This window comes from Clostridium sp. CMCC3677 (assembly GCF_023845585.1).
Classification (GTDB): Bacteria; Bacillota; Clostridia; order Clostridiales; family Clostridiaceae; genus Clostridium; species Clostridium aquiflavi.
In genome coordinates this window covers 291266-310699 of record NZ_JAMQHS010000001.1, presented here as the reverse complement: position 1 = coordinate 310699, position 19434 = coordinate 291266, and the positions used below count along the sequence as shown (strand labels likewise).

The 19434-nt window shown below is 25.9% G+C and carries 15 protein-coding genes; 4 read left to right on the top strand and 11 right to left on the bottom strand.

The genetic code is table 11. The features are described from left to right. Positions 1–81: 81 nt before the first annotated feature. Positions 82–861 carry a hypothetical protein gene (locus NG901_RS01210; protein ID WP_252211824.1) on the bottom strand — a complete coding sequence of 260 codons (780 nt, stop codon included), beginning with the start codon at positions 859–861 and terminating at the stop codon, positions 82–84. Positions 862–939: 78 nt separating this feature from the next. Continuing rightward, positions 940–1731 (bottom strand): GTP diphosphokinase, encoded by a 792-nt coding sequence (yjbM, locus tag NG901_RS01205; RefSeq protein WP_003373100.1) that lies wholly within the window; start codon positions 1729–1731, stop codon positions 940–942. 186 nt (positions 1732–1917) lie between these two features. Between yjbM and NG901_RS01200 the strand changes: the two genes are divergently transcribed. Together NG901_RS01200 and NG901_RS01195 are read left to right on the top strand one after the other, a co-directional pair. Continuing rightward, on the top strand, positions 1918–2598 hold the full coding sequence (locus NG901_RS01200; RefSeq protein ID WP_252211823.1) for a DUF2225 domain-containing protein: 681 nt from the start codon (positions 1918–1920) through the stop codon (positions 2596–2598). A gap of 46 nt (positions 2599–2644) precedes the next feature. Further along, positions 2645–3610, top strand: coding sequence for a methyl-accepting chemotaxis protein (locus NG901_RS01195; protein WP_252211822.1), 966 nt, complete (start codon positions 2645–2647; stop codon positions 3608–3610). A gap of 158 nt (positions 3611–3768) precedes the next feature. On the opposite strand, the gene NG901_RS01190 is transcribed toward NG901_RS01195, so the two are convergent. The 7 genes from NG901_RS01190 to NG901_RS01160 form a co-directional block, all read right to left on the bottom strand. Continuing rightward, entirely contained in the window at positions 3769–6153 is a 2385-nt protein-coding gene (locus NG901_RS01190; RefSeq protein WP_252211821.1) for a peptidoglycan-binding protein, read from the bottom strand. A gap of 297 nt (positions 6154–6450) precedes the next feature. Continuing rightward, on the bottom strand, positions 6451–7143 hold the full coding sequence (locus tag NG901_RS01185; RefSeq protein WP_252211820.1) for a metallophosphoesterase: 693 nt from the start codon (positions 7141–7143) through the stop codon (positions 6451–6453). Between the two features lie 30 nt (positions 7144–7173). Then, positions 7174–7434 (bottom strand): EscU/YscU/HrcU family type III secretion system export apparatus switch protein, encoded by a 261-nt coding sequence (locus NG901_RS01180; protein WP_252211819.1) that lies wholly within the window; start codon positions 7432–7434, stop codon positions 7174–7176. 47 nt (positions 7435–7481) lie between these two features. Continuing rightward, positions 7482–9380, bottom strand: a complete 1899-nt coding sequence (locus tag NG901_RS01175) for a flagellar hook-length control protein FliK (protein WP_252211818.1) — start codon at positions 9378–9380, stop codon at positions 7482–7484. Positions 9381–9652: 272 nt separating this feature from the next. Continuing rightward, a complete protein-coding gene (tyrS, locus tag NG901_RS01170; protein ID WP_252211817.1) occupies positions 9653–10873 on the bottom strand; it encodes a tyrosine--tRNA ligase in 1221 nt (406 codons plus the stop codon). A 336-nt stretch (positions 10874–11209) separates the two neighbouring features. Beyond that, positions 11210–12328, bottom strand: a complete 1119-nt coding sequence (locus tag NG901_RS01165; RefSeq protein WP_252211816.1) for a Ger(x)C family spore germination protein — start codon at positions 12326–12328, stop codon at positions 11210–11212. Next, complete coding sequence (locus NG901_RS01160) at positions 12318–13724, bottom strand: spore germination protein (protein ID WP_252211815.1); 1407 nt, start codon at positions 13722–13724, stop codon at positions 12318–12320. The genes NG901_RS01165 and NG901_RS01160 overlap by 11 nt, the downstream gene beginning before the upstream one ends. Positions 13725–13903: 179 nt before the next feature. Between NG901_RS01160 and NG901_RS01155 the strand changes: the two genes are divergently transcribed. Then, positions 13904–14995, top strand: a complete 1092-nt coding sequence (locus NG901_RS01155; RefSeq protein WP_252211814.1) for a GerAB/ArcD/ProY family transporter — start codon at positions 13904–13906, stop codon at positions 14993–14995. Between the two features lie 154 nt (positions 14996–15149). On the opposite strand, the gene NG901_RS01150 is transcribed toward NG901_RS01155, so the two are convergent. Beyond that, positions 15150–15698, bottom strand: a complete 549-nt coding sequence (locus NG901_RS01150; RefSeq protein WP_252211813.1) for an ECF transporter S component — start codon at positions 15696–15698, stop codon at positions 15150–15152. A 280-nt stretch (positions 15699–15978) separates the two neighbouring features. On the opposite strand from NG901_RS01150, the gene trpS reads away from it, so the two are divergent. Then, positions 15979–16989, top strand: coding sequence for a tryptophan--tRNA ligase (gene trpS, locus NG901_RS01145; RefSeq protein ID WP_252211812.1), 1011 nt, complete (start codon positions 15979–15981; stop codon positions 16987–16989). Between the two features lie 203 nt (positions 16990–17192). On the opposite strand, the gene NG901_RS01140 is transcribed toward trpS, so the two are convergent. Next, positions 17193–19214, bottom strand: coding sequence for a methyl-accepting chemotaxis protein (locus tag NG901_RS01140; protein WP_252211811.1), 2022 nt, complete (start codon positions 19212–19214; stop codon positions 17193–17195). Positions 19215–19434: the final 220 nt, after the last annotated feature.

Genomic DNA, 19434 nt, shown 5'->3' with positions numbered 1-19434 from the left:
TATCTTCCCCCTTTATTGCATGTAATATTTTTTATTACTTAAAATTAATTATAATTCTCATCTCATTTATATAGCTTAACATTACATAGATAATTTATAATCAACTAATATTTTCTTTGCATTTTTAGATCCATATTCCCAGACAAAATTAACTTTATCCATTTCTAAGATTTCTAATTCTAAAAAATCTCTCATGTATTTTTCTTCTATATTTTCATTTTTTATCTTATCCATTAAAACTTCTATAACTAAATCTATATCTATATTTTCATAAATATATTTAACAACATTTATATTTTTATAAATAAATAATTTTACTTCATCTAAATCATAATTAGAAATATAATTTATTCCTTCCTCATGTGATGCAATAGCTGCTAATTTTGCATTTAAAGTTGGGTTTTTTATATACCTAATTGCCGAATAATAATTTTTAATAGCTGTTAATTGTACTTCTTCTGACGGATTTTCTATATATTTAATAGCATCAAAATCTCTTTCAACAGCTAAAATTCTCAATTCTTCAGATGGATTTTTTATAAATTGAATTGCCCATCCCTTAGTATTAATAGCTTCTCTTATTATTTTTTCTGTTGGATTTTTTATATATTTTAATGAATTCCATAATGCTTTTACACATATAGCTCCAACATCTTCATAGACATTATCAATATATTGTATTGATAATGGACTACCTTTTATTGCTTCTAACTGCACTTCTTTACTTGGATTTTCAATATATTTTATATTATTTGCATTATTTTTAACTATAAATAAATTAAGCTCATCATCTATATATCTAATTTCTTTAATATATTCTGGATTTTCTTTTAACTTTTTCATTAATTCTTTTCCTATCATGATTATATAATCCTTTCTTTTGAAATTTTACCTATTATTAAAGCTATGTTTGATATACTATCAAACATAGCTTTAATATTATTCTCTATATTTTTCAACATCTTTTTTAACATAAAATAACAAGTTATCCAATTCCCAAATTTCTCCGTATTGAATAAGTTTATTTAAAGTCTTTTCATGTCTTGCTGCTTCTGCTTCTTTACCTAATGAGCTTAAAGTCAATAAAGAGTTCATAATATTTGAAATTATGCTAGATTTCACTTCAAAAAGCTTTTGGGCATCTTTTATTTCATCTTTTATTTGTAGCATTTCTTCATCTAATTTAAAAGCTGCATCAGCTGAACTTTTAAGTTTTTCTTTCAACTGAGTAGGTATGTTTTGTTTATATTTATAATTAAGCGAATGTTCAATAGTAGCCCAAAAATTCATAGCCAAAGTTCTAATTTGGAACTCTGCAAGAATATCTACTGGTCCTTCTGCCATATTTACTTGATATTTTATTATCATGTGGTAGCTTCTATAACCACTTTCTTTTACATTTCTAACATAGTCTTTTTCATAAAGAATTTGCATGTCCTTTCTTCCACGCAATAATTCTACAACTTTAGTTATATCATCTACAAATTGACACATTATTCTTATTCCAGCTATGTCTTCTAATTCATATCTAACTTGATCTATAGGTATTTCAAATTTATTAGCTTTTTCTAATATACTAGAAACTTCTTTTACTCTGCCAGTAACAAACTCTATCGGTGAATATTCATTTTTTCTTCTATATTCTTTTCTTATAGACTTTAATTTTACCTTAAGTTCCTCTACTGCTTGCTCATACGGCATTAAAAAACTTTTCCAATCGTTTATTGCCATAAATACCATCCTTTTAAATATCATTCATATTTATTATATCAAAAACTTTAGATTATGTGTAATTATTTATCTAATTAGAATTATTTTTTTTAATAGTATATTGTGGTATAATTTAATGGTTAAAATTATAAATTTAATAAAAGTAAATTATAATTTGACATGTAATTTATATTGAGGTGAAATAAAGTGTGTGAGGCAGAAATAAGAAAACATTTATTTCTAAAGCAAGTGCATTGTCCTATATGTGAATTTAAATTTAAAGTTAATGCTGTGAAAGTTAATTCGCCAAGGATACTATCTAAAGATTCTGATTTTTTCATAAGATATTCTTCACCAAATCCTTATTTTTATGATATATGGATTTGTAACAATTGCGGATATGCTTCTATGAAAATAGATTTTTTTAAGATAAAAAAACATCAGAAAGAAATTGTTTTAGAAAAGATAAAACCTTTATGGAAACCTAGAGATTATCCAGATATAATTACTGCAAGTATTGCTGTTGAGCGTTATAAACTTGCATTAGTGACTTCTGTAATATTAAACTCTAATTATAGCAACAAAGCTATGATTTCTTTAAAAATTGCTTGGATGTATAGACTTTTAGGTGATATACAAAATGAATTGCATTTTTTAGAAAAAGCATTAAAAGGTTTTAATGAAGCATACATTGTAGAATCATTTCCCATGTATGGTCTTCAACGTGATTCTACAATGTATATTTTAGGAGAACTAAATAGACGACTTGGTAACGATTCAGAGGCCCTTATATGGTATTCTAAAGCTATAACAACTATTGGGGCTTCATATAAAATAAAAGAATTAGCTAGAAATGGTCGAGATTTAATAAAAGCAAACGATAATTAATATAATTAAAGACTTTAGAACTATAAATAAAGGGGGATAAAATCTTATGGGATTTTTTCAAAACAAAAGATATACAGAAGATAAGACTTTAGAAAATACACAAAATATCACTTTACCACAAACTAATGATAATTCAGAAATTAGTAAAATAGGTACAGGTCTTTCTGAATTAAAAATTGAAAGTTCTAAAATTCATAACTCTATTAACGATATTAATTCATCAGTATCACATTTAGCAAACTTATCAATGTCTGAAAATCATGAAGCAAACCATGCAACAGATTTATTACATGATTTTAGATCTAATATGGAAGAATTAGCATTAAATGTTGCTAATGTTCATGGACAAGTATTAGATACAGATAAAGTCGCTGATAATGGAATTGTATCAATTGAAAATTTAGATACATCATTAAATGAATTACAACATATGTTTACAGTTTCAACTAAAACTATAAATGCTTTAGTTAGTAAATTAGAATCTGTAAATATGATAACTGATTCTATCAGTCAAATAGCTAGTCAAACAAATCTTTTATCATTAAATGCTGCAATAGAAGCTGCAAGAGCTGGTGAAGCTGGTAAGGGATTCTCAGTTGTTGCTGGTGAAGTAAGAAAACTTGCAGAAAACTCAAAATTAGCGGTTCAAAGTATAACAGATATATTAGAAGAAATTAAAACAGATATAATTCAAGCATCAGAAGCTATGAATTCTGGAAATTCCGCTTTAGCTGTTCAACATACTTCATTAAATGCTACAAAAGGTAGTTTTAATAATATTAAATCTTCTATAGAAGAAACTATTGATGAAATTACAACTTGTATAGGAAATCTTACAACTGCTTCAAATAAAAAAGATGATGTTATTAATTGTGTTGAAAAAGTAAATGATATTGCAAGAAAAAATTCTGAATTAACTCAAGAAATTGCGTCTAAATTAGATGTTCAATCAGATTCTTTAGATAACTTTAACAATACATTAAACAACCTAAGTAAAAGTATTACTAAATAATATATTAAATTAAAGCTAACAAAAAAGAAAAGATGTAGACTACCTCTACATCTTTTCTTTTTATTATTAAAATAAATTTAAATTACAAAAAGTATATTTTAAAAATCAGAATACTTTTATTTGCAAAATATGAATACTATAAATTAAATATTTAATTTTTATTTTCTACTTCTTTTAATTCCCTTGCCAGTATATAAAATTTCATATAACGATGATGTTTTATCCCAAGTAAATTTATCAACTATTCCTGTTACTTTTAATCCAAACTTCTCCTGTAGTTCTTTAACAGCATTTTCCGTTCTTTTATCAAATACACCATTTTCTATAATTTGATTTGATAAATAATTATTTTTAGCAAGAACATTTATATACTTTTGAAAAACTGTGACATACCCGTCTCGATCTCCTAATTCTAAATCAAAACCTGGATAATCATATAATATATCAGATTTATTAATATTTTGTCCACCATCTAAACTATTGTATACTGATATTAATTTTTTCCAATCATTTACGCCAATTTTTCCATCTACATTCAATCCAAAATTTTTTTGAAAGGCTATTACGGCATTTTTAGTTTTTTTCTTAAATATTCCATCTACTTTTATCTTAGGTATCTCTTTATAAAACTCAGATATGGCATTTAAATAAGTTTGTACCCATCTAACATCATCGCCATATAAATTTTCTTTTAACACATAACCTGGATAATCAGCTGAATAAATCTTTTCTTCTACATTAGACTTTTCTGAACCTCTATAAATTTCATATATCTTATTCCAAGTATTTAATCCTACTACCCCATCTTGAGCTAATCCAAATAATCTTTGAAAAGATAACACAGCATTTCTTGTCATATCTCCAAATATTCCATCTGCATTAATACTTGGTATATTGTATGATTTAGATATAACTGAAAGATATGTCTGCATTTCTCTAACTTTTTCTCCTCTTGAGCCATAACTTAATAAATAACCCGGATATTTTCCATCAAATTCTTCATTAAGGCCTTGTTGTCCAGTTCCTTTAATCAAATCTTTATATACATAATATATTTTATTCCATGTATTTATCCCTATTATTCCATCTGGAACTAGTCCAAATAACCTTTGAAAAGCTATAACAGCATCTTTTGTCATTTGACCAAATATTCCATCTGCCTTAATACTTGGTATATTATACGATTTAGATATAACTGAAAGATAACTCTGAACTTCTTTAACTTTTTCTCCCCTTGAACCATACTTTAATAAATATCCTGGATACTCTCCCCCTGAATCTGGAGGTGGATTTTCTCCATCAATTTCTGGCTCTTGATCAAGCTCTGCTAATCTTTTTACACCAACATAAATAGATGATATTCTATACCAAGTAGCTCTTCCTACAATACCATCTTGAGTAAGATTAAAAACTTTCTGAAATACTTTTACTGCATCTTCAGTTATTTTATCAAACTTCCCATTTTCATATGGTATTTTAGGTATTGCAGGAAAATTTTTAGATATTCTATTTAATTGTTTTTGTATAACCTTAACATTATTATTTTCATCATTAAGTCTAAGAGGTGTTCCTGGATAAGATTCTGGTATTCCTTCAATCATAGTTGCTCTAACTAAAGTTTTATCATAGCCAAAATAATATTGAAGAATACCTAAAGCTTTCATACCAGCATTTGCTAAATCTACAGTTCCCCATTGAGATAACCCATCACACTTAACTGTTGTACCATTGCAATACTGTGCAAAGAATGGGGTTTTGTTCCCAATAGTTATAATATATTCACTAAAAATTTCATCTACTATTTTGCTTATGTTATCAAATATATTTCTACCTTTTATAAAATATTGATCATACGCAGTTGAATTAGTGATTTGAAATGAATATCCCTTGCTTCTATACCATTCTGTATAAATTCTATTTAATGCAAATGATATTTGACAATATATATTTGCTTTTAATGATTCTTCCGGCCATGTTGGATATATTTCACTTGAAGCAACATTTTTAATATAATCAATAAACCCTACCGTCACATTTTCAGCAGCTGAACTTGGCGTTCCTAAGTGTACAACAATAAATTCAGGTATATATGGCTTGTCTAAAACTAAAGGCTCAGCCATAGAACCTACTTGTCTATCCCTTTTTGCATTAAGTACAAGCTGTTCCGGCGAAATAATAATTTTTTCTGCTGAAGCATTAAAAGTACTCTCTTTATCTTCTTCAATTAGCTCAATATTCTGTATAGAAGTTATTTCTTCAAAAGCACTTACTCCCTCAACAATAACTTCTTTAAAATTTTCAGATAGCACATCTATATTATATACAGAATATGGGATAGTACCTTCTTCATATGGCTGCTGAGACAAACTTTTTTCAGGCGTAGTTACTTCTATTAATTCACTTCTACCACTAACATCAAATGCATTATCTTTCTCATAAACTACATTTCCATTTTCAGCATTAGTAATTATGAGTTTTCCCTCAGTTTTAGGTAAAGCTTCCTTAACCTTAAATATTCTTACTAATATATATCCCTTTCCCAAAATGTTCTCCCTATAAAATTATTACTACTTATATTAAGTTATACACCGTATATATAAATAGTTCTTAATGACTATAATTTAAAATAACTCTAAAGGTTATTAATTAAATTACAACTTATATAGAAAATCTTACAACTACTTAACATAAAAAATAGCTGTGCCACGTCCACTTAGTTGATGATATTTCATACACTTCACATCTCTCACTCCATTAATATAACTAGATTTTAAATTGAAAACATTTAATACTTTCCTAGACATAAAAAAAGATGTTGAAAAAATATTTTTTCAACATCTTTATTCTATAATCAGCTTTGGATTAAAATCAAGATAATCTGCTGATGATAATATATATTCTATTCCATCTAAATCACCATCTAATAAATTACCTTTTAATGATGGGCCGTGTAGGTGTCCATATATAACTTTCTTTACACCATATTCTTTAAATATTTCTAAAAAGGCTGATTTTTCAAACTTATCATTAGTTGGAGGATAATGAATCATAACTATAATATCTTCATATCCATTACTTTTTGCTGACTCTAAAGATAATTTCAATCTTATTTGTTCTCTACTATAAATTTTTTCATCCTTAGATGAATACTTATCTCCCCCAGGACAGATCCAACCTCTTGTACCACAAATGGCATAATTTTTATAAGTATAAAAATTATTTTGAAGAAATTTGGTATTTTCATATAGTTTATTTAATTTAGATATACTTCCCCACCAATAATCATGATTTCCTTTGCTTATAATTTTTTTACCTGGTAAAGAATCTATCCAGTCTAAATCAAACTTGCTATCGCTTTCCTTAAGTGACCATGAAATATCTCCTGCTATTAATACCATATCATCATCGTTAACTTTTTCTAGCCAATTTTTCTTTATTTTTTCACAATGCCCAACCCAATTTTCCCCAAATATATCCATTGGCTTTTCAACATTCATTGCTAAATGCAAATCTGAAATAGTATAAAGTGCCATTAATTTATCACCTTTCCGTTTTTTACACAATTATAGTGTTTTATCTATATCAGTTACAAATGCTATTACATGAGCTACTGCCTCATACAACTCTGTTGGTATTTCATCTCCAACATCAACGTTACATAACAAATTTGCTAACTCTTTATTATAAACTATGGGAACTTCATTTTCTTGTGCCTTTTCTATTATTTTATCTGCAATATGTCCCATTCCTGATGCTGCTATAATTGGAGCTTCAGTATTATTTAATTCATATTTAAGAGCTGCTGCTTTTTTTCTTTCAGTCATATATACTCACTCCATAAACAATTTACACTCAAAATATATCTACTTTATTATACCTTAATATCAATATTTGAGATACTTAAATCATTAAAAAATTTGCCACAAGTTACTAAGTTAATAGGTTCTTCTCTTAATGAAACACTAACTTCTGTAACTAGTCCTAGTGTTTCTAATCCGGATTTTAATTTACTCTTATTTTTACTTATTATATCTACATACTTATTATCACACTTTAAATTTATATCTATCCTATTATCTTTTAACGTTAAATATCCATCAACATCACCTAAATGTATAGTTTTAACATTAACAACCATTTTTACATTAGTTTTATCTATTTTCTTTCCATCTTTTCTGTTGTCTTTTATAATTAGTTTGCAAGGATATTCTTCTGCATTAACAGGAACTTGAAAATTTAAATAATAATACTGTTCACTTATAGAATTAAATACTTTAAATTCTCCAATATTACCTTTTATCATTTCCATAACCTTCTCATAACCTACTGCTTTATTATCAATATTGTTTATTATATCTTTTACAATATTTTTTACCTCATTAAATTTGTTTACCATTTCTTGTTTTATCAAATCTTTATTTGAGAAGTTTTCAATATCTTTTGAATATAAATTATTAAGATCAGGTTTTAATTGAGAAATTTGACTTTTATCAAACTTAACTGCTTCTTGTTTTATATCCTGTTCATTTATGTTAGTTTGTAATTTATATTTAATAAGATCATTAAATCTTTTAAATTCTTCATCAGTTAAATTTACTTCTTTATTTAAAATTTTTCCTAAAGTATTCTCTAATAAATTTTTACCATCTATAACTTTACTCTCTAGACCGTTAGATTTTATAGTTTCATCAGATAATCCTTTAGCTGATAATTCATTTTTGATTAAATTTACTATATCACTGTCTTCAAATTTTGATGTTAATGAAATTAATCTATTAAATTCTTTCGTTGTTAAATTCTCAGCTCTAGAATTAATTATATCCTTTAAATAATCATTTAAAATTCTCTCATTGTCACCAGTAATACTCTTTAGTAATGATACAACACTAACTTTATTCTTTGAAACATCATTTGAATCATATATTTTAGATATTAAAGAATTTTTATTATTATTTTTTAAAAATTCATTATTTATATTTTCTTTATTTATATTTTCTTTATTTAAATATTCTTTATTAGTTATTATCTCTTTATTTTGTATATCTTTTAAATTTGATTGTGAATTATCTAACTCCTGAGATAATTTATATAATAATTTTTCTATTGATAAATCACCCTTAAAAAGCTCATTAAAGCTTTTTATATTTTCTGTTGAAAATTCCATATTGTTTTCTAAAAATAATAATATTTCATCACTTGACATATTTTTAAAATTACTGAAAAATTCCACAAGATTTTGTTTTATAAATTCTCCCTTAGGAGTATTTATATCAATCCCTTTACTTTGAAGATAATTTTGTATAAAATCATCTATATTGTCTGAGCTTAAGTTTATATTTTCATTGAATTGAATTAATCCTTTAATTTTATTTATATTATCCTTAGTTAAGGGTATATTATGTTTAATCATTTTTTCTAATATATTTATATCTTCTTTAGATAAACCTTCTTTATCAATTATATCTTTAAATACTTCATTAGAGACCTCTTCACCTTTTTGTTCACTGGATACTAATTTTAATTTTAATTTTCCATCTTTAAAATCTTCTACTTGAAAATTTACTAGTTTAAGATCATCTAAGTTAACATTTCCATCAAGTTCTGCAATGAACTGCCATCCATCTGATAATCTTATAGTAACATCTTTACCTTCTCCCTTAGATACAATTCTTCCACTAAATTTTTCCCCTACTGAAAAAGTTAATTTACTAGAAAATTTTCTCGTATTACTATTATTATAGACATTATTTACATTCCAAATACCTGGCATTTATTTATTCCCCCCTTTAATCATAAATTATATATTAAACAAACCGTAAAATTATTTTTTCTAACTATCCTATTTATTTATCGTTATAATAATGAATAAATTAACATATAAGAAATATAATTATAATATATCAAAATCTTAATAACCATTAAATTACCTAAAAAAATAGGATTTGAAATAATTTTTCAAATCCTATTTTTTAATTGCAATATGTTATTTTTAAAACAAATATTGATATTTTAGTATAAGTGCACATTGGCATTATAGCTTTACTATTGTATTTCTATTTTATTATAATTTTTCTTACCTCTTTTTATTAAGGCAGATCCATCTTTAAAATCATCTTCGTTTAACGTTCTTGTTAATTCAGTGATCTTTTCTCCATTAATAGATAAACCACCTTGTTCTATTAATCTTCTTCCTTCTTTTTTAGATGGAACTATTTTAGCCTTAGCTATTACATCTAAAACTGTTGAACCTAAATCTTCTTTAGCTATAGTTACTGTTGGTACATTTGACATGTCAGCACCACCTGAGAATAAAGCATTAGCTGCTTCTTCTGCTTTCTTAGCTTCTTCATCTCCATGAACAAGTTTTGTAACTTCATAAGCAAGAATTTTCTTAGCTCCATTAATTTCAGCACCTTCTAAGGCACCTAATCTTCTCACTTCATCCATTGGTAAGAAAGTTAATAATGCTAAACATTTCTCTACATCTGCATCATCAACATTTCTCCAATATTGATAGAAGTCAAATGGAGATACCTTATCAGCATCAAGCCACAATGCTCCTCCAACAGTTTTACCCATTTTTTGTCCTTGGCTATTAGTTAATAATGTGCAAGTCATAGCCATTGCATCACCTTGTGCTTTTCTTCTTACAAGCTCAACACCAGCAATCATATTAGACCATTGATCATCTCCACCAAGTTCCATTTTACATCCGTATTTTTGATTTAAAACATAAAAATCATATCCTTGCATTAACATATAGTTAAATTCTAAGAATGATAATCCTTTTTCTAATCTTTGCTTAAAACATTCTGCACTTAACATTCTATTAACTGAGAAATGAACTCCTACTTCTCTTAAAAAATCAACATAATTAAGATCTAATAACCAATCTGCATTGTTTACTATTAAGGCTTTATCATCAGAAAAGTCTATAAATCTTTCCATTTGTTTTTTTATAGAATCAACATTATGTTGTATTTGTTCCTTAGTAAGCATTTTTCTCATATCAGTCTTACCACTTGGATCTCCAACCATTGCTGTTCCGCCGCCTAATAAAGCTATTGGTCTATGTCCTGCTCTTTGCATATGAGCCATAAACATCATCGCTATAAAGTGACCTACATGTAAACTATCTGCTGTTGGATCAAATCCTATATAAAAAGTTACTTTCTCATTTTCTAATAATTTTCTTGTTTCCTCTTCATGAGTAAATTGTTTTATGTACCCACGATCAAGTAACTCATCTAATATATTTGCCATTACTATAAACCTCCTAAATTATTGAACTAAGTTCAATTATCTACTATTATATACATTTAACTTACAATATTTATAGTATATCGTTATCCTTATATTTTGGCAACAATTCAAAAGTTAATAATTAGACTTTGTTTTATGTTAGTATTGATATATGCATAAACAAAGTGGTCTGAGTAATTAAAACAAAACCATGCTTAAAGAGAAATAACTTATAATTTCATACCTACTACAAAATCAAGTTTTAACTTAAAGCATGGTTTGATTATTGGTAATATTTTAAATAAATGTTGATATTATAGTATAAACATGTTCTTGAAATAGTCAATAAATATTTATCTATAAACTATTTTTAATTCTACCACTTCCTTTTATATCTATATCTACCTCAACATTAAGTTCTACTTTAAATAAATAGTCTTCTTCTTTTTCATATCCATATTTTTGATTTAATAAATTCACTACTTGCAATATATCTACATTTTTTTCTCTATACTCATTAAATGTATCTTTTAGATGTGTTTTTATACTTTCTTCCTCTAGTTCGCAAATACTATTTAAAAATTCCTTATCCACTATAAATTTACTTTGTGATTCAGCAATATTAGTTTTTAATTTAAGTTTTTTATTTAATATTATCTTATCATTAGAATAATCTACAGATGTTTTTATTTTAGAATTTAGTATTTTTAATGTTATAAAATTATTTTTAGAATCTGGGTTTACAACTTCTAATATTCCACTTTTAATATTATTTGTTAACAAATTATAACTTAATGTATTTAGCGTATCTATTTTTCCAATCATTCTATCATTTTGAATTATTGTTCCGCCACCTAATTCTATCTTTTTATCACGTGCATCTTCCTTTAATTTTAATGTACTCATAATAGATAAATTATTAGGTAATAGCCTTTGAAGCATATAAGCATTTGTATCCAATTTTATTACTTTTGAAGAATTTTCATTTTTTTCTACTAAATCATCTAAAAATAATCCTAAATACTCTTCATCACTACTTGACAGTTCTAAAAGTTTATCAACATCATCAAAATAAGTAAACATATTAGGGGTTATTGGAAACTCAGGATCATTATTTATTAAATCTATATATTTCTTTATTCCATTTTTAACAGCATTACCTGTAAAAATATATGCTCTATTTTGCGTAAAATTTAATTTAAAGCTAGCTGCCATATTGACATCTCTAATTGCTTCTAAAGCAGTTTTGCCTTGACCTTTATATATTAATCTTTTTCCTTTTTCAATACTCTCATTAGCATTTCTAAACGCTTTAACACAGTCTAAATACAAAACAACATTAGAATTTTCATCTTCATCAAATATAATACTTGTTACAAAAGTAACCTTATTTATATCATGATAGTTAAAACATGAAATCATAGAAAAGGATATTAAAATTACTAATAAAATTATAAAAGCTCTTTTAATTTTCATTATGTTTCTCCTTTCCTATTATTGTCTTAGAAATTTTACTTAATCTGCCTCTAAATATTGTATCTCTAAATTTATAAGTTGTATCTGTTGCAATAGGAAATAAATATGAATATCCTCCTGTTTCTAAATCTGATATATTACTTAATATAATTATAAATGACATAAAAAATCCTGGTAATCCAAATAATGCACTAAGTGTTACGACACCTATTGACCAAATAGAAATTGCTCCATATACTTTAGGAATCAAGAAGTAACTTAATGTACTTAATGCAACTATAATTATTGTTATTCTCGATGCTATACCTGCTCCTACTGCTGCATCTCCAAGTATTAATGCTGAAACTATACTCATAGCTCCACCAATTGGTTGTGGCAATCTTAATCCTGCTTCTTTAATAAGCTGAAAAGCTAGCATCATAATTATAACCTCAAAAAATGTTGGAAATGGCACTCCAGCCCTTGCAACAGCTAATCTAAATGTAAACATAGGGGTCAGCAATGAAAAATGATGTGTAACAACAGCTATATATAAGCCTGGCATAAATGTAGCTAAGAAAAAAGCAAGCCACCTTAATATTCTTAAAAAATTCACAAAAATTCTATTTAAATAATAATCATCTGGAGTTTGAAAATTTTCTAAAAAGAAATATGGAATTGTTAGAACAAATGGAGTTCCATCTACTAATACAGCTACCCTTCCTTCCATTATTTTAGCTGCTACTTCATCTGGCTTTTCAGTATATCCAACAGTATCAAATAATGAATCTTTTTTTCTCAGCTTAGCTTCTATATAATTAGTATCTAGTATAAAATCTAAATGCAAATTATTAATAGTTTCTTTTACTTCATTTATTAAATAATCTGGCGCTACTCCTTCTATATAGCATAAGCATACAACTGTTTGAGATTTTTCTCCAACATATAATGGTTCAAATTTCAAATCAGAGTTTTTAATTTTTCTTCTTATTAATGAAATACTATTAACAAATAATTCATTAAATCCTTCTCTTGGTCCCTTTACTACTGACTCTGTAACAGGAATGCTTATACCTCTAGTTGGAAACCCCTTTACCTCACAGAAAATCATTCTTTGTTCATTTTCAAATGTTAATACTATATCTCCTGATAATATATGCAATACTGCATCGTCCAAATCTTTAACATTACCTACTATATTTATTTCTAATACTTTAGTAACAATATCATCTAATGTATTACATTCATAACTATAATTTTTCAGTGGACTTACAATATAATCACTTATAAATTGTGAATTACACAATGTATCAATAAATATCAAAGTTGCTTTTCCAAGCTTAGTATCAACATCCCTATATTTTACATCAAATGCTTTCTCAAATCTTTTTTTAAAGTAATTTAAATTTTCATTCATAAATACATCACCTAAAAATATTATCTCTCTTAAGTGGTTTAATATTCATTTTTTTGTTAATACTAAAATCAAGGTATTATTTTGATAAAAATAATCAAAATATAATTTGAGTAATTATTTAATCATAATGGTAAATTTATAAATTATTATATATAGTACTTAAAAGGGGAGAATCTCGAATGAAAAATTATTTATCAACTAAACATTGCATAATTTTAATATTAGCAACTACATTAATTAGCATTAGAACTTATAGTTCATTCTTTATAAAATACGGTAAACAAGATACTTGGATATATTTATTAATATCATTATTAATTTTGATATTATTTTTTTATTTTATAATAACGACATTAAATAAATTAGATAGTCCAGATTTAGTAAAATCAATAAAAAAATATTTACCTAAACCCATAGCAAATATCTTTTTATTTTTATTTTCAATTGGACTTTTATTAAATGCTATAGAAAGCACCTCAATAGAATCTAATTTTATATATACAAATTTATTTTTAGAATCTTCTATTGGATATTATTTGTTGTTATTTTTAATTCCTAGTATTTATTTGTTAACAAGAAAATTTTCTTCAATATTAATTTTTGTTATAGTATCCTTCTCACTTTTATTATTAAGTGATGGAATTCTTGCTATTTTAATTGAACCTTATAAAAATTACAGATATATTTTCCCAATTTTACATAATAATTTAAATATAGATTCAATAAAATGTATCTTATTTTTATTAGGATCTTTATCATCAATTTGCATTGTTCTTCCTTATTTAAAACTACTAAATAGTAAAAAAGATTTAAAAAAGAATACCCTTATTTCACTACTACTTGTTTCAATCATAACAATATTTTCTACTGTTGGAGTCATCGCTACATTAGGAGCTGAAAGAGTAGCTAATATATTTTATCCTGGATTTATTCAATCAGATATAATTCAAATATTAGAATTTATAGAATTTGGTGAGTTCTTTTATATTTTTAGAATTGTTACAGGTTTTTTTATTAAATATATATTATCTGGATATGCAATATTTTTAATTTATCATGATAAAATAAAAAGTAAAAAAGTATTCTTCAGTATATTTTTGATTATCATTTTTATATTATCTTACTTAGTTTCAAACAATAACTATATACTATTTCACTTTTTAAAATATTTTCAATTAGCATCAATAGTTTTACTACTATTAATCCCACTATTCTCTTGTTTCATAATTTCAATAAAATTAAGAATTAATTCAAATAAAAAAACATTATAAACTTTCACATAGTACAATGTCATTTTGAACATACAGTTAATTAAATTAATCTTTATATTTAAAATATATTGTGATATTTGCAATAGGCAAAGTGGCATTTTAATTACTCAGCCCACTTTGCTTATGCATATATCACTAATACTTAAAATAAAGATTAATTCAACACCGCTTTTTTAGCTTTAAGCAATACCCCACTTAACGGTAATGCTATAACTACTCCAGTTGTAACTTGAATTATATTACCTACTATATCTTTTGAAGCATATATTAATCCTTGAACTACTCCTGCTTTTTCAGTTAAAAATCCTGCCATAATTGTCCCAGCAACAAAATAACCTATAATCATAAATACTCCACTAATAGCAAATGCTGTTGTATTCTTTATAAAAGAATTATTACTTTTCATTTTCTCCAAAATACATCCAGCAATATATGCCATCATTCCTTTAATAATTAATGTAAATGGAGCCCATAAATAATAACCACCTAATACATCAACAAGAAACATTCCTAATGCACTTGTTATAGCACCTTTTTTCTTTCCTAGTAATACTACAGATAAAAACACCATGCAATCCCCAATGTGAACAAAACCTCCAAGTGATGGAATTTTTATTATACTACCTGCCAGATATACTAATGCTATCATAAGCCCCATTAGCACCAATTCTTTAACATTTAAAGTTTTACTTTCACTTTGCATAATTTTTTCCCCCTAAAATAAATTTAATGAGCTTATTATATATTCCAACTCGATTCATAGCAAATGTACCCATACAATTCATAAAATAAATAAATGACTATTTAAACTTTGTTAGTTAAAATGGAGAGTTGAGAATTTCACTCACTTTGCTTATGCATATATCAACACTCTGCTAAAACAGAGCCATATTTTAAAATACTAATTATTGTAATAATTGACTTACATCTATGCAATACCTATAATATAAGTATTATTATTTACCTTAGAAAGAGGGGTTTTTATGTCAGAAAATATAGTTGAAAGTAAAAAAGTAATATTTAGTGGTATTCAACCTTCTGGTGATTTAACTTTAGGGAATTACCTTGGAGCGTTAAAAAATTGGGTGAAATTGCAAGATGAATTTGAAACTTATTATTGTGTGGTTGATTTACATGCTATAACAGTACGTCAAAAACCTGCCGATTTAAGAAGAAGAACTTTAGAATTATTATCTATATATCTTGCTGCAGGAATAGATCCAAATAAAAATACATTATTTATACAATCTCATGTACCAGCTCATACTGAAGCTGCATGGATACTTACTTGTAATACTTATATGGGTGAACTTAGTAGAATGACTCAATATAAAGATAAATCTCAAAAGTATGGTGATTCAATAGCATCTGGTTTATTTAATTATCCAGTATTAATGGCTGCAGACATACTTTTATATAATACAGATTTAGTTCCAGTTGGTGCTGATCAAAAGCAACATTTAGAATTAACAAGAGATATTGCTGCAAGATTTAATAATACTTATAGTGATACTTTTAAAATTCCTGATCCTTATATTCCAAAAGCTGGTGCAAAAATTATGAGTCTTCAAGATCCATTAAAGAAAATGTCAAAATCAGATGACAATCCTAATGGCTTTATATTAATTATGGATCCACCAGATGTTATTAAAAGAAAAATCAGTAAATCTGTAACTGATAGTCTTGGTATAGTAAACTATACTGATGATCAACCTGGAGTTAAAAATTTATTAAATATATTAGGCACTATTAAAAGTGTTGATCCTACATCTTTAGTTGCAAACTATGAAGGCAAAGGCTATGCCGAACTTAAAAATGATGTAGCTGATGCTGTAATTGAAGAATTAGTTCCAGTCCAAGAAAAAGTTAAAGAATTCTTAAAAGATAAGAAAAAACTTGAAGAAATTTATTCAGAAGGTGCTAAAAAAGCATCTTATATAGCAAATAAAACTTTAAGAAAAATGCAAAAGAAAGTTGGATTCATTCCAAGATAAAAGTTTTAAGAATTACAAAAAGCTATGATTTTTAAATCATAGCTTTTTGTTTTAAAGAAATGTTGATATCTTAGTGTAAGATTACATTTATTACTTGTCTTATTTTTATATTAGAAGCAAGCTAAATTGGACTATATTAATTTTATATCCCTAAATTTAATTACTCCGCCCAGCTTTGCTTATGAATATATCAACATAACCTTTTATTTAAGCTTAAATTGTTGTATTTCATCATTTAAGTTATTTGATAATTCTTTTAATTCACCTGCATATTTAACAAATTCATCAGTAGATGCAGACACTTCTTCAGTTGACGCTGATACCTCTTGTGATGACGCTGCTGTCTCTTCTCCTATGGCAGATAAATTTTGAACTTGATTTACAACATTATCTTTCTTTAAAGTAACTTCATTAATTCCTTCAGCTATTTCTTCAACTCTATTTGTTAAGTTGTTTATTGAAGAAATTATATTGTTAAATATACTTTCTGCATTTAATACAGATTTTTCCTGACTATTAACAGCGTCATTAGTCTTATCAACCTCATTTACTGCTTTATTAACATTTGTAGCAACTTCTCTTATTATTGAATCAATTTCTTTTGCTGATTCAGATGTTTGCTCTGCAAGTTTTCTTATCTCTTCAGCAACAACTGCAAATCCTTTACCAGATTCCCCTGCTCTTGCTGCTTCTATGGCTGCATTTAATGCTAAAAGATTTGTTTGTTCTGTTATTTTAGCTATTGCTTCATTCATTAAAGCTATATTTTGTACACTTCCTGAAACTACTTTAACAACATTGCTCACATCTAAAGTGCTTGTTTTAGTTTGACTGGACTTGTCCATTATGTCTTTTATCATATCAAGTCCTTTTTTACTTAAACCATCTGTATCTATTGCTAATTTACTTATATTTTTAACCGCATCATTTATTACATTTATTTCATTAGATACACCATCTAAATTTTCTGATAAACTTTGAAGATTTTCCGCTGACTCCATACTTCCATTTGATATTTCTCCAATAGTATTAGCAACCTGACTAATAGCTAATGATACTTCTTCACTCATATTTGCTAATCCTGATGAAGTATCGTTAACTCTATGAACTGATGTATCCACCTTCCCAATTAAATAAGAAATATTTTCAAGCATTTCATTAAAACTCTTTCCAAGTTCTTCAAGTTCATCTCCCGTTGAAATATTAATATTATCTGTAAAATCTCCATTTGCTGCATTTTTAATTACTTCTTTAATTTTATTTATATTTTTAGATAATTTAACAGCAAAATTTCTTCCTAAAATTATTACAAATATTAATAATATAATCGCTGTTATTATTAAAATTCTTTTATAACTTTGTTGTGATTTCATAAGTTCAGCTTCAGGTATTTTGAGTAATATTTTCCATCCAGTTAAATGTGAAGTCGTAAAATTTATACTATCTTTCTTATCTTTTTCACTAACTTTAGTAAAACCACTATCTGAATTTAGTATGTAATTCCATTCTTGTTTCTTAGATATATCAGAATTTCCTATTAGCTCTTTATTTGTATGTGCTATTACAATACCATTATTATCAACAATTGCTAATTCACCATTATTGCCATATTTAATATTCTCTATTGCATCTGCAAGACTTGTTAATTTAAAATCTATACATAAAGCACCTTGTACTTTACCATCTTTTATAATAGCCTTAGAAATTGTTGCTACATATTGTTTTGTTGCCATATCTACAAAAACATCTGTAAAAGCAAACTTGCCATTGGCATCTTTAGCTTTTACATACCATTCATTTTTTGTATAATCTTTATCATCAAAGTCTGCATCAGGATATATAACAAACTTTTTACTATTTCCACTATAATAATATGCATTTTCAATATCTACATTTCCATTTTTAAATAATTTCAAGTCTTCATATAAAGCATTATTGTCAATTTCACTATCATCAAAATTATGTCTAGTAATAATATGATTTAACATTGTTTCAATACTATTAATTTTTGTATTTATAGTTTCGTCTACTGCTTGTCCTAAACTCACTCCACTTTTCTTAAAATCTCTATCACTAGAAATTGAAAATCCTACTATAGATGTTATTCCTAATACAAAAATCGGAATTGCTGCAACAGTTATCATAATTGCTATTAATTTACTCTTAATAGTTTTAAAATTTAATAATGAAACTTTATTTTTAGATCTTATTTTATTATAGCGCATCAAAATCCCCCTTTATTATTTTTTATTAGAATAATATATTATGTTCTTTAGTTAATTTATATTAATATTTTCGTAAATATATATATTTTCTTGAATTTTTTGTCGTTTTTAGTTTTTTTAATTTTAGATATAAATCTTAATAAAAAAATATTAACATTTTAAAAATTAGTAAAAATAAAAAGATATGATTTAAAACTCAGTACAAAATCATTAATTTATT

Coding starts and splice junctions, on each gene's coding strand:
- NG901_RS01180 (WP_252211819.1), bottom strand. CDS start 7,434: ATGACTGAAAGAAAAAAAGCAGCAGCTCTTAAATATGAATTAAATAAT.
- yjbM (WP_003373100.1), bottom strand. CDS start 1,731: ATGGCAATAAACGATTGGAAAAGTTTTTTAATGCCGTATGAGCAAGCA.
- NG901_RS01160 (WP_252211815.1), bottom strand. CDS start 13,724: ATGAATGAAAATTTAAATTACTTTAAAAAAAGATTTGAGAAAGCATTT.
- NG901_RS01150 (WP_252211813.1), bottom strand. CDS start 15,698: ATGCAAAGTGAAAGTAAAACTTTAAATGTTAAAGAATTGGTGCTAATG.
- trpS (WP_252211812.1), top strand. CDS start 15,979: ATGTCAGAAAATATAGTTGAAAGTAAAAAAGTAATATTTAGTGGTATT.
- NG901_RS01155 (WP_252211814.1), top strand. CDS start 13,904: ATGAAAAATTATTTATCAACTAAACATTGCATAATTTTAATATTAGCA.
- NG901_RS01195 (WP_252211822.1), top strand. CDS start 2,645: ATGGGATTTTTTCAAAACAAAAGATATACAGAAGATAAGACTTTAGAA.
- NG901_RS01210 (WP_252211824.1), bottom strand. CDS start 861: ATGATAGGAAAAGAATTAATGAAAAAGTTAAAAGAAAATCCAGAATAT.
- NG901_RS01165 (WP_252211816.1), bottom strand. CDS start 12,328: ATGAAAATTAAAAGAGCTTTTATAATTTTATTAGTAATTTTAATATCC.
- NG901_RS01175 (WP_252211818.1), bottom strand. CDS start 9,380: ATGCCAGGTATTTGGAATGTAAATAATGTCTATAATAATAGTAATACG.
- NG901_RS01140 (WP_252211811.1), bottom strand. CDS start 19,214: ATGCGCTATAATAAAATAAGATCTAAAAATAAAGTTTCATTATTAAAT.
- NG901_RS01185 (WP_252211820.1), bottom strand. CDS start 7,143: ATGGCACTTTATACTATTTCAGATTTGCATTTAGCAATGAATGTTGAA.
- tyrS (WP_252211817.1), bottom strand. CDS start 10,873: ATGGCAAATATATTAGATGAGTTACTTGATCGTGGGTACATAAAACAA.